A 22,994-nucleotide genomic window follows, 5' to 3' on the forward strand; every position below is an offset into this window, starting at 1 on the left:
TTTAACGGGCCGCGCCATAGAGGCTCTCGATCTCATGAGCGTATTTCGTCTGGATGCTGGAGCGGCGGACCTTCATCGTCGCCGTGACCTCGTCATCATCATGGTCGAGCTCCTTCGTCAGCAGATGGAAGCGGCGGATATGGGAGACCTGGGCGAGCTGGGCGTTGGCCGCAGCGATCTCGCGCTCGATCAGCTCGCGCACGCTGGCATGTTCGGCCAGGCTGCGGAAATGGGTGTAGGTCAGCCCGGCCTCCTCCGCCCATTGCCCGACCGTCTCGGCATCGATCTGGATCAGGGCCGAGACATATTTGCGCGCCTCGCCGATGACGATGCATTCCTTGACGAAGGGGCTGGCCTTGACCGTGTTCTCGATCTCGGAGGGGCTGAGGTTCTTGCCGCCGGCCGTGATGATGATGTCCTTGAGGCGGTCGACGATCTTAAACTGATCCTGGATGATCTCGACGACGTCGCCGGTGTGCAGCCAGCCATCGGACGAGATCGCGGCTTGCGTCGCCGCTTCGCCCTTGTAGTAGCCGGAGAAGACGATATCGCCGCGGACGAGCAATTCGCCCTCGTCGCTGCGGGCGAGTTCCGCCCCCGCCACAGCCGGACCGACACAGAGCGGCACGAGTTCCGACAAGCGCTGGCCGGCCGCCATGCCCGAGGTCTCGGTCGCGCCATAGACTTCGACCAGCGGCACGCCGATGGTGCGGAAGAAGCGCACGATCTTCGCCGGAATCGGCGCCGCGCCCGTCATCGCGACCTCGGCCCGGCGCAGGCCGATATAGTTCTGCAAGGCGCGGAAGATCAGCCAATAGGACAGAGCGAAGGTCAGGCGCTGCGCCAGCGTGCGCTTGTCGCGCGCGACCTCGGCGAAGGGCTCGCAAGCCGCAAAAGCGCGCTCGAACAGCTTGAGGCGAAAGCCTCCGGCCTCGGCCAGCTTGATGTGGATCGCCGAATTGAGCTTTTCCCAGATGCGCGGCACGCCCAGGAACATGCTGGGCGCAACCTCGCGCAGATCCTCCTGAACGGTGCGGATCGACTCGCCGAAACTCACCAGCGAGCCGTTATAGACCGGCGCCATCGTGGTCAGCATCTGCTCGGCGACGTGGCAGAGCGGCAGGTAGGAGAGATGGCTGGTGGCCGCCGTCAGCCCGATCCGCTCCGAGACCGCGATGGCCTGGGCGCGGATGTTGCGATAGCTCAGCATCGCGCCCTTGGGCTTTCCGGTGGAGCCGGAGGTGTAGATGATCAAGCCGATATCGGAGAGGGACTGTCGCGCCAGCACGGCATCGATCGTGCCCGGCTCGGCTCGCCGCGCGGTGCGGCCGGTGTCCTCCAGGCTCGCGAAGCTGGTGACGAAATCGGTGGGATAGGAGCGGATGCCCTTGGTCTCGACCACCACGACGCGGCGCAAGCCAGGCAGTTCACTGCTGCGCTCCAGCACCTTGTCGACCTGCTCCTGATCCTCGCAGATGACGATCTCGGCGTCGGAATGGCCGAGCACATAGGCGACCTCATTGGCCGGGCTGGTCGGATAGACGCCGACCGTGACCGCACCGACGAGCCCGGCGCCAAGCTGGGCCAGCACCCATTCGACCCGGTTCTCCGAGAGGATCGCGACATGGCCGCCCTCGCTCAGGCCGAGCGCGCGGAAGCCTGCACCGACTGCCGCGGCGCGCTCGAAATAATCGCGCCAGGTCATGGGCTTCCAGATGCCGAAATCCTTCTGGCGAATGGCGATGCGCTCTGGGATCAGGTGCGCTTGCTCGCGCAGCATCTGGGGAAGGGTGAGTTCGGGCAGCGTCACGGGGCGCGTCCTCAGGAGAGCCAGCGCTTGCGGCGCTTGTAGTGCTTGATGTCGCGGAAGCTCTTATGACCGGCCGCGCCCGCCCCCATGCCGAGATAGAACTCGCGCACATCCTGGTCGCGCATCAGCGTCTCGACCGGACCGTCGATGACGATCTTTCCGGTCTCCATGATGTAGGCGTAGTGCGAGACGGCGAAGGCAACGGCCGCGTTCTGCTCGACCAGCAGCATGGAGGCGCCCTGTTCGCGGTTGATGCGGGCGATGATGGTGAAGATCTCCTCGACCAGCATCGGCGACAGACCCAGCGAAGGCTCATCGAGCAGGATGAGTTGCGGGTCGGCGATCAGCGCGCGGCCGATCGCCAGCATCTGCTGCTCGCCGCCGGAGAGATAGCCGGCGAGCCCCGAGCGACGCTCGCGCAGGCGCGGGAAATAGTCGTAGACGATGTCGAAGCTTTTCGGTGGAGCCCGACGCCCCGTCAGCGCGAAGGTCGCAGCCGTCAGGTTTTCCTCGACGGTCAGGTCCTCGAAGATGCGCCGCCCCTCCATGACGTGGAACAGCCCCTTGCGGACCAGCGCATGCGGGGCGAGCGGGGCGATGTCGGCGCCGTCGAAGCGGATGGCGCCGCCGGTGACGGCGCCATCCTCCAGTTCGAGCAGGCGCGAGATCGCCTTCAGCGTCGTCGACTTGCCGGCGCCGTTGGAGCCGAGCAGCGCGACGATCCGGCCGCGCGGCACGGAGAGCGACAGGCCGCGCAGGACCTGCACGGTCTTGTTGTAGATGACCTCGATGTTGGACACGTCGAGGATCGGCGGCGCGGCGCTCGTCATCGTCAGCTCGGCTTCGAGACGTTGATCCAGTCGCCCTGCCCGACCATGACCTTCTTGGCGGCGTCGTACTGGTAGACACGGCCAACCGGGATCGAGTTGCCGGTGATCGTGATCGGCGCGCCGATCAGGCCGCCGGTATCGAAATCCTTGATCGAGTTGAGCGCGGCCTTGAGGTTGGTCGCGGTCATCTCCTGCTTGGCGTCGAGACAACGCTTGCCTGCTTCGCAGAACAGCATGGCGGTCAGGAAGCCCTGCATATAGGCGGTCGAGACGTATTCGGGCCGCATCTGCCGGATCTTGGCCAGCATCGGCGCCTTGGCATCCTCGTCGAAATAATAGCGATAGGGCATCACGCCCATGAAGCCGTTGGCCGCCTCGCCGACCTTGGCCCAGAGCGAATTGTCCATCGACCAGAAGGTGCCCATGAACTTCGTCTTGAGGCCGAGCTGCTTGGCCTGCGTCATGAACTCGGGCAGAGGCGCCAGCACATAGCCGTGGAAGATGGTGTAGTCGGGGTTGGCGCGGCGCAGTTTCAAAACCTCGGTCGAGACGTCGACGGAGGTCGGCGGGGTGACGATCTTCTCGGCGATGGTGAGGCCGAGCTTCTTTGCCATCGCCTCTGTGGTCGCGATCGGGTCACGGCCGAACTCGGTGTCGGAATTCACCAGCGCGATCTTCGCGCCGGGCTGCGTCTTGGCGATATAGGTCAGCAACACGCTGATCATGTCGGAATAGTCGGGACCGGCGATGAACTGGTTCGGATAGGCCTTGGCGTCGTTGAGCTCGGTCGCGAAGGAGGCGCCGGCCATGATCATCGAACCCTTGCGGTTGAGCTCGGGGTTGATCGTCTTCGCGAAACCGGTTGAGTCGCTGTAATAGAAATTCGCCGCGTTCGAGCCGGTGAGCTTGTTGAACACGGCGACCGACTGGTCGACCTTGTAGGCGGTGTCCTCATAGACATAGCGGACCTTGCGGCCGGCGACGCCACCGGCATCGTTGACGAGCTTCACATAGTCGGCGATGCCGTCATTGATGCCGATGCCGGCGAAGGCGAAGACGCCGGTGAGCGGAATCGACCCCGCGATGACGATCTCATTGGCCTGAGCGAGCCCGGGCCGGATGCCGGCGGCGAGCCCACCCGCTGCGATGCCGGCGGCGAGAGCCTGTCGTCTGGTGATGGTCATGGTTGCAGTCCTCCCTTGGTTTTTTCGTTGTCAGGTCTTGAACGGCCAGAGGTGGAAGAAGCGGCGGATGCGCCGCCAGATCTCGGCGAGCCCATGCGGCTCCAGGATCAGGAAACCGATGATCAGCGCCCCGAAGACGATGGTCCGCACCGGCGAGAGGATCGCGACCGCATTGGGCATCCAGGGCGAGAGCAGACCGACGACGAGCTTCAACGCCTCGGGCACCAGCGTCATGAAGACCGCGCCCAGGATGCCACCGAGGATCGTACCCATGCCGCCGACGATGACGGCGGCGAGGAAGAAGATCGAATAGACGAAGGGGAAGCTTTCGGGCGTCACCACGCGGAAGAAATAGGCCCACAAGCCGCCCGCGACACCGGCATAGAAGGAGGAGAGGCCAAAGCTCATCAGCTTGTAGCGCAGCAGCGGGATACCCAGCACCTCGGCCGAGATGTCGCGGTCGCGGATGGCGATGAAGGCGCGCCCGATACGGGTGCGGAAGAGATTGGCGGCGGCGAGCACCATGATGCAGGCCAATGGCGCGATGACCCAATAGAGCGCAAAGGGCCTGGCCAGTTCGAGGCCGAAAAGCTGCGCCGGCGGGATGCTCAGGCCGCGCGTGCCGCCGGTGACCGCAGTCCAGTTCTGGAAGACGAAATGCAGGATGAAGGAGGCCGCAATCGTCGCGATGGCGAGGTAGAGCCCCTTGACCCGCAGGCTGGGCACCCCGACCACCATGCCGACCGCCGCTGTGACGAGGCCGGCCGCCAGCAGATTGAGCAGGAAGGGCGTCCCCAGCCTGGTCTCGGCCAGCGCCACGACATAAGCGCCGACGCCCATGAAGGCGGCCTGGCCGAGGCTGACCAGGCCGGTATAGCCGGTGAGGATGTTGAGCCCCGTTGTCGAGACGATATGGATGCCGACGAGGCAAGCGAGATAGAGCCAGTAGTCGCTGGCGGCGAAGGGGAAGGCCAGCAATGCGACCGCTCCGAGCGCCAGCCACAGGCGCTGCATGGCTGTGTCGAACAGCGCCTGATCGGCGCCATAGCTGTCCTTGAGCGCACCGATCCGCATCAGAGTCGCTCGATCTCGACGGTGCCGAACAGCCCATAGGGCCGCACCATCAGAATGATCAGCAGGAGGCCGAAGGTCGCCAGCAATTTGTATTCGCCGCCGATGAAGGTGCCCGACCAGGCTTCGACGAGGCCGACGATGAGGCCGCCGACCAGCGCGCCGGCGATTGAATCGAGCCCGCCGACGATGACGACGACCAGGGCCGACAGGCCGAATACGCCCATGGTCGGCGAGATACCGCCGACCGCGCCGACGAGGATCCCTGCGCCCGCTGCCGCCACACCCGCAACGATCCAGGCGGCGGAAAATACTTTTGGCACGTCGATGCCGCAGGAATAGGCCGCGCCCTGGTCGGTCGCGGTGGCGCGCAAGGCCACGCCGCCGCGCCAGAAGCGGAAGGCCAACACGAACGCGGCGATGACGATGCTGGCGACAGCGAAGCCGATCGCGATCTTGCGCGAGACATAGGCGTCGCCGATGAACAGCGGCGTCGTGCCCATGAAGTCCGGCAATTGCGTCGGGGCCGCACCCCAGATGATCTCGACGAGGCCGACGAGCACCGAGCCCAGGCCGATCGTGACCATGAAGACCGAGATCGCGCTCTCGCCCAGCATCGGCCGGATGATCGTGCGTTCGACGATGGCCCCGAGCAGGCCGCCGCCGATGAGCGCCAGCGGGATGGCGAGCCAGACCGGCAGGCCGAAGCCCGCCGCGAAGGAGAAGAACAGATAGGCTCCGACCATCAGCATCTCGCCGATGGCGAGGTTCACCACCTTGGTCGCCTTGTAGATCAGCACGAAGGCGAGCGCGGTCAGCGCCAGCAAGGCGCCGGAGCCGAGCCCCGCCAGCGTCACCTCGCAGAAGAAGAGCCAGTCGAACTCCATCACGCCGCCTCCGCCCCCGCGATACGGGCCTTGAGCTGGCCGATGTCGCCAGCGCCGAGATAGGCGCGGATGACCTGCTCATTGGCGGTCACCTCGGCAGGAGCGCCGCGCGCGATCACCTGCCCGAAATTCAGCACGACGACATGGTCCGAGATGTCCATGACGAGGCCCATATCGTGCTCGACCATCAGGATCGTCACGCCCCATTCCTCCTTCACGTCGAGGATGAAGCGGGCCATGTCCTCGGTCTCCTCGCGGTTCATCCCCGCGACAGGCTCGTCCAGCATCAGGATCTTGGGGCGCATGGCGAGTGCGCGCGCCAGTTCGACGCGCTTGCGCAGGCCATAGGCGAGCGAGGCGACCGGCTGGTTGCGGATGTGGTTGATCTCGAGGAAATCGATCACCCGCTCCTCGATCTCGGCGCGAACCTCGATCTCCTCGCGCTGGGCGCGGCCCCAATAGAGCAGGCCGTCGAGCAGATTGGTGCGCATATGGACGTGGCGGCCGAGCTTGATGTTGTCGAGCACGGTCATGCCGCGAAACAGCGCGATGTTCTGGAAGGTGCGGGCAAGCCCGAGCTTGGCGCGCTCCGGCGGATGCAGGCGCGAGATATCGCGCCCCTCGAAACGGATCGCGCCGAGTTGGGGCCGGTAGAAGCCCGAGATGCAGTTGAACAGCGAGGTCTTGCCGGCGCCGTTGGGCCCGATGATCGCCGTGATCGAGCCCTCAGTCACATCGAAGCCGACATCGGACAAGGCCCTGAGCCCGCCGAAGTTCAGCGTCAGGCCGCTGACCGACAGTGCCACATCACCAATGCTGGTCATCGCCGCAACCTGCGACAGGCCGACCCGGTCCTCATCCTCGTTCTCCTCCCCATCTAACCCGCGTGCCTTGGGCATCTTCGGGTGGCTTCATTTCAGTAAGGCGGTCGCAAGACGCTCCTGGCATAGACCCGCTCGACCGGCTCATCGAGGTCGCGCCCGGCGCGCTCGAAGCCCTTGCGCCAATCGGCGATATGGCGGCCCATCCAGAGCGCCGCCTGTACGGCATCGCCGGCCTTGAGCGCATCGATCAGATGACGATGCGCCGCGACGAGCCGCCCCGCGCCTTCGGGAACCCGCCGGACGATCAGCTCCGTCGTCGGAAAGAACAGCAGCCCGGCCGGCTCGCGCGCCAGTTCGAGCACGCGGTTGCGCGTCGCCTTCGCCAGCAGCTGGTGGAATTCGGTGTCGAGATGGGAGAGCCGGGCAGGATCGTCCAGCGCCGCTTCCGCCTGCGCCTGATTGGCTTCCAGCAGCGCGATGATCGCGGCATCGGCGTTCTCGGCGGCCTGCTCGGCCGCCGCGATCTCGAGCACGCGCGCCGTGGCCCAGAGCTCGCGGAAGGTGACTTCGTGGAGGATCAAAGCCCGGCTGATGCGGGAGGACAGGCCGCTATAGCGCGGCAGACTGGCATAAAGCCGCCGGTCCGCGCCGCGCCGCACCAGTCCGCTCTGCTCCAGCACGCGGATCGCCTCGCGCACCGTCGAGCGGTTGACGCCGAACTGGGCGCAGAGCGCAGCCTCCGTCCCGACGCTGTCGCCCGGGCGCATGCGGCCCGACATGATCTCGCGCTCGATCGCGTCGGCGACCAGTTGGTAAGCCGACGCGACCTCAATCTTGTCGAAGCGTTCGAGGGCAGCGACCATCTTCATCCTGTGCCGGGCTTTACCGGGCGACGCTTGTCCTATTGTCCGACAAAGTCAACGTGCGGAAACTCACGGACGAGCCTACCAAGATTTCAGTTTGTCGGACAAAGTCGAGCTCGTTAGCATCGCCGCCAGCGGGCGGCGCTTTTCCAATGACAAGCCCGATATGTCTCATCCTGGGAGGGTCTGATGCCCGAGGCCTATATCGTCGCGGCGGCGCGCACAGCCGGAGGGCGCCGCAAGGGCCGTGTCTCGGGCTGGCACCCGGCCGATCTCGCCGCCGTCATCCTCGACGAGCTGATCGCGCGCACCGGTGCCGACCCGGCGCTGGTCGAGGATGTGATCATGGGCTGCGTCGGCCAGGTCGGCGAGCAATCGACCAATATCGCGCGCGGCGCCGTGCTCTCCTCGCGCCTGCCCGAAAGCGTGCCGGGCGTCTCGATCGACCGGCAATGCGGCTCCTCGCAGCAGGCCCTGCATTTCGCCGCCGCCACCGTGATGTCGGGCCAGATGGATGTGGTGATCGCCGCCGGCGTCGAATGCATGACGCGGGTGCCGATGACGCTCTCCTCGGAGTTTCTCGCCAAGGCGGGTTATGGCGAGGCCAAGAGCCTGCGCCAGCAGCTGCGCTATCCCGACATCGTCTTCAGCCAGTTCAGCGGCGCGGAGATGGTCGCGGAGAAGCATGGTTTCAGCAAGGACGCGCTCGACGCCTTCGGCTTCCAGAGCCAGCAAAAGGCGATCGCAGCGACCCAAGGCGGGCTGTTCGGTAGGGAGATCGTGCCGATCGAGATCACCCTCCCCGATGGCGGCCGCGACATCCACGCGATCGATGAAGGCATCCGCTTCGACGTGACGCTGGAGGGCGTGAGATCGGTCAAGCTGATCCAGGACGGCGGGCGGCTCAGCGCCGCGACCGCAAGCCAGATCTGCGATGGGGCCTCGGGCGTGATGGTGGTCAATGAGCACGGCCTGAAGGCGCTCGGCATCGCGCCGCTCGCGCGCATCCATACGATGACCGTCTCGGGCGGCGACCCGGTGATCATGCTGGAGGAGCCGCTCTTCGCCACCGACAAGGCGCTGAAGCGCGCCGGCTTGCGCATCGGCGACATCGATCTCTACGAAGTCAACGAGGCCTTCGCCTCGATCCCGATGGCCTGGCTCAAGCATAGCGGCGCCGACCCCGACAAGCTCAACGTCAATGGCGGCGCGATCGCGCTCGGTCATCCACTGGGTGCCTCGGGCACGAAGCTGATGACGACGCTGGTGCATGCGCTGCATCAGCGCGGCAAGCGCTACGGCCTCCAGACCATGTGTGAGGGCGGCGGCCTGGCGAACGTCACCATCGTCGAGCGGCTCTGACGCCGCCATTCGCGCGGCAAGGCCTGGTGAGCAGGCGGATGGTGAAATCATCGCCGGCCTTGCCTTCCGCCCGCCGCAGCGTCACCTAAAGGCGATGCATCGTCGTCTCGTCTTCGAGGAGCCTGTCTCGCGCGCCGCGCTATGGAGCCGGCGGCTGGCCTGGTTCTCGCTCGCCGTGCTGCTGCTGTCGGTGCTGGTGTTCCGGGCGGGCGAGCCGAGCCTGCAGGGGCTGGCTCCGATCCTGGGCGCCTATGGCTTCGTGCTGCTCGCGCTGCTCCTGTCAGTATTGGCCTTCATCCGCATCTGGCAATCCGGCCATCGCGGCGTCGGCATGGCGGCCCAGGCTTTCGCCCTCGCCCTGCTGCTGCTCGCGCCGGCAGGCTATGTCGGCTTCAAGCTCGTCACGCTGCCGGCCTTGAACGACATTTCGACCGATATCGACGACCCACCCGCCTTCAGCCGCTCGCGCGTCGCGCTCGATGCGCGCAAGGGCCGTGTACCGCCCGATGTCTCGCCTGAGCTGCGGCGGGCTCAGCGCCAGGCCTACCCCAAGACCTTGCCGATCATTCTGGAGGTGCCAGCGGAGATGGCTTTCGACATCGCCAGGCGCGCGGCGCTCAATCGTGGCTGGCAGGTGCTCGAATCGGCGCGGCCGGGCGGCCGCAGCGGAGCCGGGCGCATCGAGGCGGTGGCGCGCACGCGCCTGCTGCGCTTCTCCGACGACATCACCATCCGGGTGCGCCCGCGTGCCGATGGCAGCCGGATCGATATCCGCTCGGCCTCGCGCCTCGGCGCGCATGATCTCGGCGCCAACGCCGCGCGCATCGCGGCCTTCGCTGAAGAGGTCGAGTTGTTGGTCGAGACCCGCTGAAATTAGATTCGCCGATAGCGGCTCGTCAGCAGCGGCAAGGCGTCGTCGCAGGAGACGGTGCCGCGCAGGACGAGATCCTCCAGCTGCGCCAGCACCGATAAGCTCGCCGCCCCGTGCAGGGCCGGGGCGAGGCCCTGATAGATCGCCGGCACCATCTCGGCGATGCGCTCGTCACCCACGCTCAACCGGTTGAGGATCGCCGCCTCGCGCTGGCGGCGATGCTGCACCAGGCCGCGCAGGAGGCGTTGCGGTTCCATGACGGGACCACCATGGCCGGGCCAGTAGAGGCGGTGCTCCATGCCGCGCAGTTTCTCGATCGAGGCCATATAGGCCGCCATCGAGCCATCGGGCGGAGCAACGACGCTCGTCGACCAGGCCATGACATGGTCGCCCGAGAACAGGCTCGCCTCCTCGGCAAGAGTGAAGGCGACATGGTTGGCGGTGTGGCCGGGGGTATCGACCGCCGTCAGCGTCCAGCCTGGCCCGGAGACATGGTCGCCGTCGCCCATCAGCAGGTCGGGCGCGTAAGTGCGGTCAGCCGCGGCATCGAGCGGATTCACCTCGCCGAGTGCAAGCTCGCGCGCCGCGCGATGCGGGCCGCAGCCGACGATGCGCGCGCCAGTCGCTGCCTTGACGGCGGGGACGGCCGGCGAATGGTCGCGATGGGTGTGGGTGACGACGATATCGGTCACGGTCTCACTGGCCACCGCCGCGAGCAGCCGCGCGACATGGGCTGGGTCGTCCGGCCCCGGATCGATGATCGCGACCCGGCCGCGCCCGACGATATAGGTACAGGTGCCGGTGAAGGTCATCGGCCCGCCATTCCCAGCGATGACGCGCCGGACCAATGGCGAGAGCTCCGCGATCTCGCCCGGCGGGGTCGTGGCCGTCCTGTCGAACTCGATCTCGCCGCTCATGCCGCTGCCTCGCCTTGCGCTCCGGGCCGCCCATGCGCACAGCTTCCGCGCGCTTGTGAGGCTTTGCCGCATTTCCTATAGACGGGAAAGATGGTCGCGCGGCGCGGCCCTGCTGAACAGGATCCAACGCGGATGGCAGACATGCTCCCCCTTCAAGCTCCCACCCTCGTCCATGCGGCGCTCCCGGCGGTCTCGGGTCCGCGAGCCGCTGTGGCCCGCAACATCGCGCTCGCCGTCGCCGGCAGCCTGCTGCTGGTGCTCGCCGCCAAGATCAAGGTGCCGTTCTGGCCGGTGCCGATGACGCTGCAGACGCTGGCGGTGCTCAGCCTGGGCGCGGCCTATGGCTCGCGGCTCGGCGCGGCGACGGTCGCGCTCTACATCGCCTATGGCCTGGCCGGCCTGCCGGTCTTCACCAATACGCCTCCGGTCGCGGCCGGCCCACTCTACCTGGTGGGACCGACCGGCGGCTTCCTCGTCGGCTTCGTCCTGGCGGCGGCTGTGGCCGGCTGGGCAGCGGCGCGCGGCGCCTCCTTGACCCGTCTCATCGTCGGTCTGCTCACGGCCGAGGCGCTGATGCTGGGCCTTGGCTGCCTGTGGCTGGCTCTCGGCGCGCAGATGGCTGGCGGCGCCACGGGCGTCGGTTTCGCCAAGGCCTTCGCCTTCGGCGTTCAGCCCTTCCTGATCGGCGATGCGCTCAAGGTCGCGCTGGCGGCCTGCTTTGTCGGCACCGGCTGGTCGATGCTCCAGCGTCGCGGCTGAACCGCTCGCAGCAACGCAATGTGAAGGCCGGGGGAAACCCCGGCCTTTTTCATGTCGAGATGTCGGGGACGTGCTCTGAAGGGCTCAGCCGGCCGGGCGCGAATCGCCGCAGCTCTTGGGCATGTTGAACGGCCGCAGCGGCTCGCCGCATTTGTCGCAGGCCGCCAGCATGGTCGCCAGGCCGAGAATGCCGATGATCTGGAAGAGACGCTTACGCTTCATGATGTCGAGACCGCTGCTGAATTGGCCCGCAGCGTACAGGGCCTGACCGCGCTTCGCCATCACGGAAATGCTTGCTGGCCGCTCGGGGCGTGAATCGAGACAGCGCCACCGCTGGAACCCAACTCCATCGCTTGCGGGCTACGATCTGTAGCCGACCGCGCGCACCAGTGGACTGCGCGACGAAACCGAGGGCTGCCGCAGGGAAAGGTCGGGCGTTCTGGTCGTGATTTCATCGAGGAACATGGGTTTGGCGAAATAGTAGCCCTGCGCGAGCCGGATGCGCGTGGCGGCTTGGAGGTATACGAGCTCCTCAGCAGTTTCGACGCCCTCTACGATGATTGACATGTCCAGCGCGTCGGCTAGCGATTCAATCGTCTTCAGAATGCTCTGGCTGCGCGGGCGCTGGTGAATCGCGGTTATGAATGAGCGATCCACCTTGATCTCGTCGGCCGTGATGTCAGCGAGCGCCGCCAGCGACGAATATCCGACACCGAAATCATCAATGGAAACGCGCGCTCCAATCTCGCGAATCATCGGCAGGACCTGCGTCTGGAACCGGCTCTTCGAAAGAAACGCTTCCTCAGTCAGCTCGATCATGAACCGTTGGGCGCAGCCGGTGGTTTCGATGGCGTCGACCAGCGAGCGCATGAATACGGGCTCGTCCGCCTGGCGCGCGGCAACGTTGAGGCTGATGGTTGAGGCCGCGCCGAACGCGCCGTCGATACGGTCGATTGCGCCTGTTGCTTCGGCAAGAACGAGATGCGTGATCTCGTCCATGAGCCCCAGCTCTACCGCTAGATTGACGAAGTCACCCGGCGGGTGGATCGTGCCCTCCTCGTCTATCCAACGCAGCAGCACCTCGACGCCGACAACCTCGTTCGAACGAAAATCGACCTTCGGTTGATAGGCGCAGCGGAGGCGTCGGTCTCGCACGGCTAGCCGAAGACGCTGTTCGATCTTCATCCGTTCGCTCGCGGCGTGGTCAACGCCGGGGCTGAAGAACTGCACGCTGCCTTTGGTGGTGCCCTTGATCCGGTACATCGCTCGGTCGGCATTGGAGCAGAGCGCGTCATAGGAGCGGCCGTCGGCTGGATAGAGGCTGACGCCGACCGAAGCGGAGGTGAGGATTTCGCTGCCCTCGATGAAGTAGGGCTCCTTCAGCCTGGCGAGGAAATGTTCGACCCTGGCGGCGATCTCTTCCATCGGCCCCGCGGGCGAGAGCAGCAACACGAACTCGTCACCCCCCACGCGCGCTATCAGATCGCAGGGGCGCAGTTCGCGGCTGAGGCGCCGGGCGACCTTGACCAGCAGCGCGTCGCCGACGGCGTGTCCGTAATAGTCGTTGATGTTCTTGAAGCCGTCGAGATCGAGAAAGGCCAGGGCGAAGGTCTGTTCGCGATCCGATGCCGTCAGCGCTGCCACGCTGCGCTCAAGCAGGCCTCTATTGGGCAAACCGGTGAGATCGTCGAAATAGGCACGCCGGAAGAGATCGTCCTCAAGCGCGCGCTGTTCGGTGACGTCAAGGGAAAGGCGGACCTGATGTGGCACCCCACCGATGGAAAGCGAGAGTTGCTGCACATCGATGGTGCGGCCGGCCAGCGCGGCATCTCGCTGGCCCGCCGGCAAGGCGGCATGAGCCAAACCCTGGCGGTTCGAATAGATCGATATGTCCTGGCTTGCGGCGGCAATTCCGACCGGAATGCCGTCAAGGACTTCCAGCAGGGTTTTGAAGTCGATCGATGCGGTCATCTGCGATCTGTCGCGGCTAGAGCAGGATGCAAAAAAAGTGGGAACCGGTCTTTCGCATTGATCCTGCTCTAACTCTTTGATGAGAGACGGATTCAGATTTGAGATGGGATCACTCCGTGATTCCATCTCAAATCATCCGGCTCTAGCGCTTGAGAATCTGCAGGCGCGCGTCTTCCAGCAGGCGCGAGACGCCAGAGCCCGGCAATTCGCTGGAGCTGTCGGGCACCGGAGGCTCGCGGACGGGGGCGGCACTTGCCTCCTCGTCCTTCACCGTGCCGCGCCACCGCGCAACGACCGTTGTAATGAACTCGCGCTGCGTCGCCACCTCATCGTCAATGGCCGAAGGGGCGGTGGATTCGCTGCGCGGCACCGCCGACTCGCCCAGCCGCCGAAAGGTCAGGCGGGCCGGCATCGGCATGCCCTCGCCGAAGCCGACCACCTCGCCGGTGCCGAGGGAGGGCACGAAATCGAGCAAGTTTGCTCCAGCATCGGCCACGGCCGAGCGGAGCAGCGCTTGATCGTGGTCGTTGGCCATACGCATCGCCAGCAGGGTGGAACACTGCGAGATGATGGTGGGATCGAGCTCAGCCGGCCGCTGGGTGACAAGGCCAAGGAAGACGCCGTATTTGCGGCCCTCTTTGGCGATGCGGGCCAAGGCGCGGCGGGTCGGGCCAAACCCGAGGCTGTGATCGGCAGCAGCGTAGCGGTGTGCTTCCTCGCAGACAAAGAGCAGCGGCATTGCACCGTCGCTCCATAGACCGAAATCAAAGGCGAGCCGGCATAGCACGCAGACCACCGCATCAACGACTTCCACCGGCAAGCCGGCGAGCTGCATGACGCTGATGGGCTTACCGTCGGGCTCGAGTCGGAAAAGATGAGTGAGCAGGCCAACCATGGTGTCGCCACCGACGCTGGCATTCTCAAACATGAAGGCGTAGCGCGGATCGTTCTTGATGGTCTCGATCCGCGTCATCAAGCGATGATAGTTCATGCGCGAGGATCGGTTCTCGAGCTTGCCCATGCGATCATCGATGAGCGCCAGCAAATCCTGCAGCAGATAGGGTACCGGCGTATCCACCGTGTAGCCGGTACGCTTGGGATTGCTTTTCTTGAAGCCGAGCCGATCGGTGGCAGGCTTGTACTGAAGGTAGGTACTCTTGGCGATTGGGATAAGCTCGGAGAGTATTTCCAATTCCTCGGCCACAGCGGGACGGCCGCCATAGATGACGTCGGTCAGTTCCTCGAAGCTGAACAGCCAGAAAGGCAGCTTCAGATTGCGAGGGCTGATGACATTGGCCCGTTCACCGAAACTACGGCCATACTCATTGTGACCATCAAGCAGGAAAATCCGCACATCCGGTCGTGCGTTGAGGATTTCCTGAAGGATGACGGTGACGCCGCTGGATTTACCCACGCCCGTGGAGCCCAGAATCGCGAAGTGCTTGGAGATCAGGCTATCGACGTCGATATGGGCCGAGATGGAATTGTCGTGGTTGAGATGACCGATATTGATCGTGCGTTGGCCAGCCGGGGTGTAGATCAATCGAAGATGCTCGCGACTGATGAGATGGGCCGCGTCGCCGATGGCGGGGTAGTCGGAAACACCGCGGCGAAAGGATTGCGATCCGTCGAGATTGCTGACGATTTCGCCCATCAGCGCGACCCGCGCCACCGCATGGTGCTCCCTGGCGGCTTCGGGAGCGGAAGGCCGCGTCGTAACCTCGGTGATCATGCCAATGAGGGACAGGGGACCGGCATCGATAGCCAGGAATCGACCGACAGTCGCCCTCGCGCCCTTGTCGGGCCAGGGCGCAGGCAGATCGATCTGGGCCTCCGAGCCGCGCACGGAAAGAACGTGGCCGACGGGACCAGCCATTCTGGCGGAGTCCGGGCCTCCATGGTCGTCGCCAAGCTGGTTCACGAGAAGCCCCCTCAAGCAGAAAATGGCCTGCACAGGAACTAAGCATGAAAGGGCTTACGAAGAGGTTGATCCGATTCCCGCAAACAAGACTGTTTAAAATTTGAGTTTCCGCGCCATTAATCCTGCTTCTCCGCGCCCGCTGTTCTTGATGAACTTACGTCATTCATTAATTCTGGACGAGGTCGTCGACGAACAGGAAACCGGCGGGAGCCTTCTCAAGGAAGGCGAGAACGATGAGAGCAGGGTGCATGGGCTCGATTTAATCGACACCGGTCTTCATCTGATGGCGCGCGGCGCGATCTCGTCGACGGATCGGAAATGGTTCCCGCCGAGCTTCCCGGATATTTGATGCAGACACCGACCAAAGCTGCGCCAGGCGCCCGATCTCGAAATCGGAGAGAGCGGTCCGGCCGGGCTGCTTTGCCCGGCCGTGGATGGCGGCGATGTGCCCTTCGACCGAAGCCAACCACCTCGCGAAATTCTCTCGGGCTTGCCCTTCCGTGAGCAGGGCCGGTCAAACCGGCTTCTCCTCCCTCTTGCCGAAATCCAATCGGCAGTCGAAGGGGAGCGCTTTTCGCGCCCGCCAGTTGCAGGCCTTGCGGTCTTGCGACAGCTTCGCCATGCGCAATGCATATGCCATGTGTACGCCCTTTCCTAGGAAGGGGCGGCCCAAGGCCGAAATTCGCGCAAAATCAACAATATTCAGGAAATCCAGTGGTCGGAATGGCAGGATTTGAACTTCCCCCTGCGCAAATCCGATCGTTGAAATTGCTGCTATTTTCGACTTCAGACCGTTCAGTTTTGTACCTCAGCTTTGTACAAAGAAACAAGGCAATCAATCACAGAATGTTGGGTCGGAAAAATGGGAAGGAGCGTATCCAGGGCGCTCGATCAAGTTTTCCCCCGTACCCATCACGTCCGCCACTGCCTACCTGACAGCGTATCGAACTAACAGGGTATTAAAGTATTGGATTGATGCGTCCAAGGTTCTCCGACCGCCAAGACTATGATGGCTTATCGCTTTGAGCAAAGAGCCCGTCTAGCTCCTCTCGGTGAACACCATTCCGGCTGAATTCAAGCACCACATTAGCACGCGCGGTGGTACGATCATGTGTATTCCAGAAATCAGGAGACGGCCGGCACTCTCCGATACGTGCGTGGGCGGGTATCTCTTCGATGCTGTCTTCAATCACACAGACGGCACCGATGCCGGCGTCGGGCCCCTTACGGCTCGTAGCAACGATGTCACGTAGCGTACTCGCCAACGCCCACCCATACCCGAGGTAATCAGCTCGGCGACGCTCCACCACCCTTGCGTCAAAGCTTGCGAACGTACCCTTGTTTGCTCGGAACACGCTCAACTGCTTTTTCTTCCAATCGTCTCCGGGGATCGAACCAATCGAGCCCTCAATCTGTGGATTGGTCCGAGGAGGAATAAACGCCAGCACAATCGGCTCGGCATCATGGACGCATCCGAAGGGACTATCCGGACGCTCAACCGCCTCCTCTTCACAGCCCAAGCGCCACATGGTTCAGGCAGCTAGATAAGAAATGAGGTCCTGAGGCGCTCCGGAGGCAACGATACCGTCACTGTTGCTAGGAACAAATCTGTCGCCTACACGCATCGTACAGCCAAACCGACCATCGCCTTCGACGGTGATTGCCGCATGCTTGCCTCCAAACGACCACTCAAAAACAACTTCGGATGATCCATCTGACCAGACAGCCGGCATCGGTAAGTCAGCGGGAAAGGCGGCGGCTAGCAGCGATGCATCCCGGAACGCCGGACCCAACCCCGGGGCACTGTCTGAAAGGCGCCTGAGTTCGAAGTCGATCCGGTGCGAGGTGGCAAGCCACAGCTTCTCAGCATTTGTGCTGCGACTGGAGACGCCCGCAGGAGCGGCAAGAGATGAAGAAGACAATATGACGGAGGAGTATAAGCCCAATACAAGGATTGCCGCAGCACTCAACTGGGCAGCCTTAGGGACACCCCCAACCTCGTAAGGCCCAGAGGCCCATCGCCTAATGCCACCTTCGGCAACTACATCGCCCGATGGTAGCAGATTGGACGCGACGCCAGAAGACAACGCACCAGCGAAAGCGCGGCGCGACACCCCTTCAACGGTTTCGACGTTCAGCATCAGTACACCACTCAATCGCCTGCCAAAACAGACAGCGCCCCGGTCTCGAACAAGCGCGCCCCTTCTTCAAAGAGCCCGCTGAAGATAGTTTTTGCTTGGGCATCTGAAAAGGGGTTCCTGGGCTGCTGCGCCGTGTTCAGATCTATTTGCAATGCCGCGGCATAAAGATTGGCAACCGGCGCTGCCGGGAGCGGCTGCGACTGCCCCACAGTCAGGTTAATGGCCTGAAAATTCTGCACACTCCAGGCCATTATTCGATTTATAAGGACGCTCTCGTCATCAACACGCAACGCAGACTGTCGATTAACTCGGAAAAAAAGATCAACTGCATCGTCAAATGCAATCGGTATTCCAGTTAAATTTATTATTTGTTTTGCCGCACCAACGGGACCATCTGCCGACCTGATCAGGTTGAAGACTACTGCCAAACGATTTGCAGGCACAGTGTCTATTTTAGTCACGATGTCAGCCAGGGCCTGCGATGCCGCTGGCACGTCGAGGATCGCCGGAGGCTCACTCGGAAAAGTAGCCGAGGGGACGACAGCCTCCTGTGGCAACAGAAACACGTCTAAGCGACCTGGCTGGCTCTGCATTGTCAAACCGAACTCGCCCAGCTTCCCGCTCGCGTTCGACTGCTCCAGCCCACTCGGCAACTGGTTGTACTGAGAATTGGACGGCTTTGAATCCGTGAGCCTCGTAAAGACACTCGACGCATTCTCGACACTCGCCGATGCGGTGAAAAACACAGCTTGAAGAGACTGAGCGTTCCAAGCCATGTTTGGCCCCCCTTGTCGGTCGCTCTTAGCGTACTAACGGATACCGAGGCAACGCTTGAAACCAAATGGAGATAAGCGCCGGACCGCACGCTATCGCTCGGTCCCTGCTGATCTGCGCGTATGCAACGTTGCTACTCGGCAGCGTCGCGCAGTTTGAGCGCGAGATCATGCTGGAGCGGCAGCGGGAGGGCACCGCCAAGGCCAAGGCGGCAGGCAAATGCAAGGGCGGGGCTCCCACGGCCAGGGCGAAGGAAGCTCACGTGGCGCAGTTGCCGGCGCAGGGCATCAGCCTATCGGAGATAGCCTGGCGGCTGGGCATCGGCAATGCAAGCGTTCATCGCATACTAAAAGCGCGACGGCCTGACAGCGCTGCCGTGGCTTCGGAGGAAAAAGTGCAGTGACTGCACATTGCGGCCAGCCTCACACTGATAGCTCGTACCATCGCCGAATGTCGTGATGCCGTTAGCGGCCAGCGACATACAGCCCAGAGGGGCAGTCACAGCACTTTTTGTCGGCGTCAAGATGCCGTTTGTGAGATCCCCAACTGAGCATCCTGCCATTCCTTTAATGTTTGGCCGCTTCCTGCGAGCCGCCACGCAGTGCGACCATTCGCGTTTCGATTGGCGATAACAGCTGCTGCGGCGCTGGCACTTGGGAATGCAACATCCTCCGCAAACTCAAGCAGATTGGGGTCGGACGATGCGACAATGCGGCCGTCCTTGATAAGCTGTTGTCGAAGAATGCCGTAGGAGTTGACCGCGAAATCGCTCTTGGTGGTCGCGAGAGACCCGGCAAGGACGGTGAACTCTCCATCGGCTTCGACCGCACGAGCTTGGTAGCCGTGCTTGCTGCTCAACAGGACGAGTTCCAGCTGCGCGGCCGGCTGCGTGACGCCCACAGATGGCAAGACGCTGCTCACTGGCTTGGCGCGGGGCCTGAGGAAGTCGAAGCCTACCACGGGCAGAACGACCTGCACCTGTGAGATAAAGAACTCCATGTCAGCAATGTCGCTCTCAGGCAAAGCCTTCGGGCTTGGCTCATTGCCATTGGCGACGTTGGCGCGGTCTGCCTGCTTCGTCAGGGCGATGAACCTATTCTCCAGATACCGCACATGCGCCTTGGTGAGGTTCATGTCTTTGGATGTGACAAGGCAGGCTCGGGTCCAGAAGTCCTTGGAGGCGTCCTTCGCGTGCGACTTGATACGGTCCACAACACTGTCGCCTTCACCAATGTACACGCGGGACTTCGTAGGTTGGTCCGGGTCGTCTCCCACGAGGAAGTACACCCCCGTCCTGCTGGCCTCATCGCGCTGAAGTGCATCGCCAAGTCGCGAACGCGGCGCGACGAGCACGTGGCCTGTCCAGTTCATGATCTCTGCGGTGAGAATGCCAGTCGGCGAGCCCTCAACCAAATACAGCCGCACACTGCGACCTTGAACAGTCATCTGGCATCCTCAGAACAGAGACGTAACATCGCGACTCCAACACTGCGGAGAGTTCTCTGTGGGATCAAGATCAGCCGCGCTTGCCTGCGTGAGTCTCGACAGTTATTTTCGCGTCTGTCTCTCAGGGCAGGGACGCAAATAATCGGATCATCGGATGGCTGGCCTTTGCCGCGGCTCCGGGTTGCGGCAAGCCGGCGACCCGTGAGATGCGCTGGCCAAATCGACTTTTCCTCGCGCTTGCCGAAATCTGCTCGGCAATCGAGGGGGATCATCTTTCGCGTCCGCCAGTTTCCAGTCTTGGGGTCTCTCGTAAGCTTAGCCATGCGCAGCGCAAACGCCATGTGTACCGCCCTTTCCTAGGAAGGGGCGGCCCAAGGCCGAAATTCGCGTAAAATCAACAATATTCGGGAAATCCAGTGGTCGGAGTGGCAGGATTTGAACCTGCGACCCCCTCGTCCCGAACGAGGTGCTCTACCAGGCTGAGCCACACTCCGATTAGCTGGTGCCGGGCTTATAGCCAGCGTCGGGCGCGGGCGCAACAGCCTCCGGGGCATTGTGACGCCGATTTCTGCAAAGAGATATTCTGCCGCGGTGCGAATGGTTGCGCGCGGCTGCGCCGCGTTCTAGAAGGCGCGGCACGTTGGGGCGTCGCCAAGTGGTAAGGCAGCGGTTTTTGGTACCGCCATTCGGAGGTTCGAATCCTCCCGCCCCAGCCAGTTCCCCGCAAAAACCTCCAAATCGGCTGCCGCAGTCAAACTGGTCGTGATTCAGCGGCCGCCCCTGATTGCGCAGGGCGGTCCTGAACCGCATCCGCCGGCTGACGTGCTGACGGATCCAGTTTCGGCAGGGTGATCGTCACGCGCAGGCCGCCCTCGCGGCGATTCGCCAGCGCGATCTCGCCGCCATGGGAGGCGATGACAGCGCGGGCGATCGTCAGGCCCAGCCCCGAGCCACCAGTTTCGCGGCCGCGCGATTCCTCCAATCGCACGAAGGGCTGGAAGACGCGCTCCATCTGCGCCTCGGGAATGCCGGGGCCGTCATCCTCGACCGTGATCGCGAACTGTGTCGGCGTTTCCGCGATCACGACGACGGCGCTGTCGCCGTACTTCACCGCATTGCCGACGATATTCCAGAAGGCGCGCTTGAGGGCGAGCAGGCGGCCGAGCACGCGGCCATGGGCGCGCGCCTCGAGCGTGATCCGGCGGCCCTGATCGGCCTCGTCATCGACGATGGTTTCCAGCGCCGAGACGATGTCGATCGGGCGAGCAGCCTCGCTGGAGTCGCCGCCGCGCAGGAATTCCAGTGTCGAATCGATCATCGCCTCCATCTCGGAGAGGTCGGCGTCGACGAGATCGCGCGTCGCCTCGTCCTCGAGCAATTCGGAGCGCAGGCGCAAACGCGTGATCGGGGTGCGCAGATCATGCGAGACGGCGGCGAGCGCCTGGGTGCGCTCGCCGACGAGGCGCTGGATGCGCTCGCGCATGGTGTTGAAGGCGCGCGCGGCGCGGCGCACCTCGGCCGGGCCGGACTCATCGAGCGGCTGGGGCGTCTGGTCGAGGCTGAAGCGCTCGGCGGCGATAGCGAGATCGCGCAAGGGCCGCGTCGCCCAGCGCAGCAGCAGCACGGCGACGACGATGATGCCGATGCCGAGGCAGATCATCACGGTCATCAGCCCGTCATCACCATGCTGAGCCGCGCCCGCCGTCGACGAAAAATTCACCCAGGAGCCATCCTCGAGCCTGACCGAGACCAGCATCATATGGCGGTAGGCATCGGCCTCGCCCGAGCGGAGCGCGCCATCATCGGCGAAGCCGAGGCGGAAGGATTCGGCCGCGAGATCAGGCACGAGCTCCTTGAGCCGGGCTTCCATCGCCTTGGTGCGCTCGGTCGCCGGCGCCGTGCCCAGAACCAGGCTGACCTTGCTCCAATGCACTTCGAGGCTCGCGCTCGACAGGTCATGGGCGACGCGGTCGCGCTCGGGCTCCTGCGGAATGCTGGCGATGGCGCGCTTGATCGAAACGATGCGCTCGGCGAGGCCGCGAGCGCTCTGCTGCGTCGCCTGGCTCTCGACGCCGATATGATAGGCCCAGTAGCCGGCGAGATGGAAAGCCAGCAGCGCCACGACGAGGACCAGGATGGCCCGGCTCGCCACCGTGTCGGGCAGACCCCGTTTCAGCATGCTCCTCACGCCCGCTGCCCTGCGCGCGACCTGACATCGGGCGTGAAGATATAGCCCGCGCCCCTGACCGTCTTGATCAATTGGCCGCCCTGGGCGTCGGCTTCCAGCTTGCGGCGCAGTCGGCTGATCTGGACATCGATCGTCCGGTCGAAGGGATCGTCGCTGGTCCTGGCCTTGGCGTATTGCATCAGCGCCTCGCGCGAGAGCACACGGTTGGCATGCTCGACGAAGACGACGAGCAGGTCGAATTCGCCTGTGGAGAGATCGACCAGCGTGCCCGAAGGCGAGACCAGTTCGCGCCGGCGCAGATCGACGCTCCAGCCGTCGAAGGCCACGGACTGATTGACCTGGCCGGCATCCGCCTTGCGCGTCGCCCGGGCGCGCCGCAGCACGGCGCGCACCCGCGCCAGCAATTCGCGCGGGCTGAACGGCTTGGTGACGTAGTCATCGGCGCCGACCTCCAGGCCCAGGATGCGATCGCTCTCCTCGCTGCGGGCGGTCAGCATCACGATCGGCACCTGCGAGGTCGCGCGAATATCGCCGCATAATTCGATGCCGGAGCGACCCGGCAGCATCAGATCGAGAATGACGAGGTCGATCGCCGTATGCGCCAGGATTTCGAGCATCACGCGGCCATCCGGCGCGCCCGTCACCTGATAGCCGTGACGCTGCAGGAAGCGCGCGACCAGCAGGCGGATCTGCGGGTCGTCATCCACCACCAGGACATGGCCGTGGTCGTCGGCCGTTGCTGTGACGGGTGCCTGATCCAAATCCGGTTATCCCTGCCTGCGCATCAGCTGCACATGTCGTCTGCGGGAGCGAAGAGCCCCCAGTCTCATTTGCAGGATAGCGCCACTCGGCTCTGCGTGCGCGGCCGGCATCGCAACAATTTGTAACGGACGCGGGCCGGGCCCGGTTGCTACCCAAATGCCATCGACGCTCAGGACACGCCACCCCGCGATGCGCCCAAGACTGCTCCTCATCACCTTGCTCGGACTGACGCTTGGCGCCTGTTCGGCCGCGCCTGTTCCGCGCTATCTGGCGCGACCGGCCGATCCCGATATCCGCGTTCCGGCATTGGCCTATCAGAGCGTCGGCGCGGGGTCGGCCACGCTGCGCCCGGCAGAGCCCAAGGACTGGCGCGAGCTCAATCGTCAGGTCGGTCCGCGATCATGACCAAGACG

Annotated in this window: 21 protein-coding genes and 2 tRNA genes; 7 read left to right on the plus strand and 16 right to left on the minus strand. The window is 64.0% G+C overall.

Features of this window, described 5'->3' with window-relative positions; translation table 11 throughout:
• Position 1: 1 nt before the first annotated feature.
• From ACSQ3P_RS12750 to ACSQ3P_RS12780, 7 genes are all read right to left on the minus strand, one after another.
• On the minus strand, positions 2 to 1,810 hold the full coding sequence (locus ACSQ3P_RS12750) for an AMP-dependent synthetase/ligase (protein WP_436165915.1): 1,809 nt from the start codon (positions 1,808 to 1,810) through the stop codon (positions 2 to 4).
• 11 nt (positions 1,811 to 1,821) lie between these two features.
• Positions 1,822 to 2,640, minus strand: coding sequence for an ABC transporter ATP-binding protein (locus tag ACSQ3P_RS12755; RefSeq protein ID WP_436165916.1), 819 nt, complete (start codon positions 2,638 to 2,640; stop codon positions 1,822 to 1,824).
• A gap of 2 nt (positions 2,641 to 2,642) precedes the next feature.
• A complete protein-coding gene (locus ACSQ3P_RS12760; RefSeq protein ID WP_436165917.1) occupies positions 2,643 to 3,824 on the minus strand; it encodes an ABC transporter substrate-binding protein in 1,182 nt (393 codons plus the stop codon).
• 30 nt (positions 3,825 to 3,854) lie between these two features.
• Entirely contained in the window at positions 3,855 to 4,898 is a 1,044-nt protein-coding gene (locus ACSQ3P_RS12765) for a branched-chain amino acid ABC transporter permease (RefSeq protein WP_436165918.1), read from the minus strand.
• Positions 4,898 to 5,782: a branched-chain amino acid ABC transporter permease gene (locus tag ACSQ3P_RS12770; RefSeq protein WP_436165919.1), complete on the minus strand. Its 885-nt coding sequence runs from the start codon at positions 5,780 to 5,782 to the stop codon at positions 4,898 to 4,900. Before ACSQ3P_RS12770 ends, ACSQ3P_RS12765 begins: the two co-directional genes overlap by 1 nt.
• Entirely contained in the window at positions 5,782 to 6,606 is an 825-nt protein-coding gene (locus tag ACSQ3P_RS12775) for an ABC transporter ATP-binding protein (protein WP_436166250.1), read from the minus strand. Before ACSQ3P_RS12775 ends, ACSQ3P_RS12770 begins: the two co-directional genes overlap by 1 nt.
• Positions 6,607 to 6,698: 92 nt before the next feature.
• Complete coding sequence (locus ACSQ3P_RS12780) at positions 6,699 to 7,469, minus strand: FadR/GntR family transcriptional regulator (protein ID WP_436165920.1); 771 nt, start codon at positions 7,467 to 7,469, stop codon at positions 6,699 to 6,701.
• Positions 7,470 to 7,658: 189 nt separating this feature from the next.
• Between ACSQ3P_RS12780 and ACSQ3P_RS12785 the strand changes: the two genes are divergently transcribed.
• A complete protein-coding gene (locus ACSQ3P_RS12785) occupies positions 7,659 to 8,831 on the plus strand; it encodes an acetyl-CoA C-acetyltransferase (RefSeq protein WP_436165921.1) in 1,173 nt (390 codons plus the stop codon).
• A 94-nt stretch (positions 8,832 to 8,925) separates the two neighbouring features.
• Positions 8,926 to 9,702 (plus strand): DUF1499 domain-containing protein, encoded by a 777-nt coding sequence (locus ACSQ3P_RS12790; protein ID WP_436165922.1) that lies wholly within the window; start codon positions 8,926 to 8,928, stop codon positions 9,700 to 9,702.
• 2 nt (positions 9,703 to 9,704) lie between these two features.
• On the opposite strand, the gene ACSQ3P_RS12795 is transcribed toward ACSQ3P_RS12790, so the two are convergent.
• Positions 9,705 to 10,619, minus strand: coding sequence for an MBL fold metallo-hydrolase (locus ACSQ3P_RS12795; protein ID WP_436165923.1), 915 nt, complete (start codon positions 10,617 to 10,619; stop codon positions 9,705 to 9,707).
• Positions 10,620 to 10,760: 141 nt separating this feature from the next.
• Between ACSQ3P_RS12795 and ACSQ3P_RS12800 the strand changes: the two genes are divergently transcribed.
• Complete coding sequence (locus ACSQ3P_RS12800; protein WP_436165924.1) at positions 10,761 to 11,378, plus strand: biotin transporter BioY; 618 nt, start codon at positions 10,761 to 10,763, stop codon at positions 11,376 to 11,378.
• Between the two features lie 84 nt (positions 11,379 to 11,462).
• Here ACSQ3P_RS12800 and ACSQ3P_RS12805 read toward each other — a convergent pair whose 3' ends face one another.
• The 3 genes from ACSQ3P_RS12805 to ACSQ3P_RS12815 all read right to left on the minus strand — a co-directional run bounded on the left by ACSQ3P_RS12805 (position 11,463) and on the right by ACSQ3P_RS12815 (position 15,225).
• Positions 11,463 to 11,660 (minus strand): hypothetical protein, encoded by a 198-nt coding sequence (locus ACSQ3P_RS12805; protein ID WP_092174593.1) that lies wholly within the window; start codon positions 11,658 to 11,660, stop codon positions 11,463 to 11,465.
• Positions 11,661 to 11,738: 78 nt separating this feature from the next.
• A complete protein-coding gene (locus tag ACSQ3P_RS12810; protein WP_436165925.1) occupies positions 11,739 to 13,349 on the minus strand; it encodes a putative bifunctional diguanylate cyclase/phosphodiesterase in 1,611 nt (536 codons plus the stop codon).
• Between the two features lie 142 nt (positions 13,350 to 13,491).
• Positions 13,492 to 15,225 (minus strand): ATP-binding protein, encoded by a 1,734-nt coding sequence (locus tag ACSQ3P_RS12815; protein ID WP_092174588.1) that lies wholly within the window; start codon positions 15,223 to 15,225, stop codon positions 13,492 to 13,494.
• 145 nt (positions 15,226 to 15,370) lie between these two features.
• Here ACSQ3P_RS12815 and ACSQ3P_RS12820 point away from each other — a divergent pair, with 145 nt between their 5' ends.
• The gene (locus ACSQ3P_RS12820) at positions 15,371 to 15,619 is read left to right on the plus strand and encodes a hypothetical protein (protein WP_436165926.1); all 249 of its coding nucleotides are present in this window, start codon (positions 15,371 to 15,373) and stop codon (positions 15,617 to 15,619) included.
• A gap of 1,803 nt (positions 15,620 to 17,422) precedes the next feature.
• Here the strand turns inward: ACSQ3P_RS12820 and ACSQ3P_RS12825 are convergent.
• Positions 17,423 to 18,187 (minus strand): hypothetical protein, encoded by a 765-nt coding sequence (locus ACSQ3P_RS12825; RefSeq protein ID WP_436165927.1) that lies wholly within the window; start codon positions 18,185 to 18,187, stop codon positions 17,423 to 17,425.
• Positions 18,188 to 18,252: 65 nt separating this feature from the next.
• On the opposite strand from ACSQ3P_RS12825, the gene ACSQ3P_RS12830 reads away from it, so the two are divergent.
• Positions 18,253 to 18,588 carry a hypothetical protein gene (locus ACSQ3P_RS12830; protein WP_436165928.1) on the plus strand — a complete coding sequence of 112 codons (336 nt, stop codon included), beginning with the start codon at positions 18,253 to 18,255 and terminating at the stop codon, positions 18,586 to 18,588.
• 116 nt (positions 18,589 to 18,704) lie between these two features.
• On the opposite strand, the gene ACSQ3P_RS12835 is transcribed toward ACSQ3P_RS12830, so the two are convergent.
• The gene (locus tag ACSQ3P_RS12835; protein WP_436165929.1) at positions 18,705 to 19,631 is read right to left on the minus strand and encodes a GIY-YIG nuclease family protein; all 927 of its coding nucleotides are present in this window, start codon (positions 19,629 to 19,631) and stop codon (positions 18,705 to 18,707) included.
• Positions 19,632 to 20,048: 417 nt separating this feature from the next.
• A tRNA-Pro gene (locus tag ACSQ3P_RS12840) sits at positions 20,049 to 20,125 on the minus strand.
• A 147-nt stretch (positions 20,126 to 20,272) separates the two neighbouring features.
• On the opposite strand from ACSQ3P_RS12840, the gene ACSQ3P_RS12845 reads away from it, so the two are divergent.
• Positions 20,273 to 20,347, plus strand: a tRNA-Gln gene (locus ACSQ3P_RS12845).
• A gap of 35 nt (positions 20,348 to 20,382) precedes the next feature.
• Here ACSQ3P_RS12845 and ACSQ3P_RS12850 read toward each other — a convergent pair.
• Both ACSQ3P_RS12850 and ACSQ3P_RS12855 read right to left on the minus strand, forming a co-directional pair.
• Positions 20,383 to 21,810, minus strand: a complete 1,428-nt coding sequence (locus ACSQ3P_RS12850; RefSeq protein ID WP_436165930.1) for an ATP-binding protein — start codon at positions 21,808 to 21,810, stop codon at positions 20,383 to 20,385.
• Between the two features lie 5 nt (positions 21,811 to 21,815).
• Positions 21,816 to 22,580 carry a response regulator gene (locus ACSQ3P_RS12855; RefSeq protein ID WP_092174582.1) on the minus strand — a complete coding sequence of 255 codons (765 nt, stop codon included), beginning with the start codon at positions 22,578 to 22,580 and terminating at the stop codon, positions 21,816 to 21,818.
• 190 nt (positions 22,581 to 22,770) lie between these two features.
• Between ACSQ3P_RS12855 and ACSQ3P_RS12860 the strand changes: the two genes are divergently transcribed.
• A complete protein-coding gene (locus ACSQ3P_RS12860; protein ID WP_092174580.1) occupies positions 22,771 to 22,986 on the plus strand; it encodes a hypothetical protein in 216 nt (71 codons plus the stop codon).
• The last annotated feature ends 8 nt before the right edge of the window (positions 22,987 to 22,994 follow it).

The organism is Allobosea sp. LjRoot9, from assembly GCF_964252745.1.
In the GTDB taxonomy this organism is placed as follows: Bacteria; Pseudomonadota; Alphaproteobacteria; order Rhizobiales; family Beijerinckiaceae; genus Allobosea.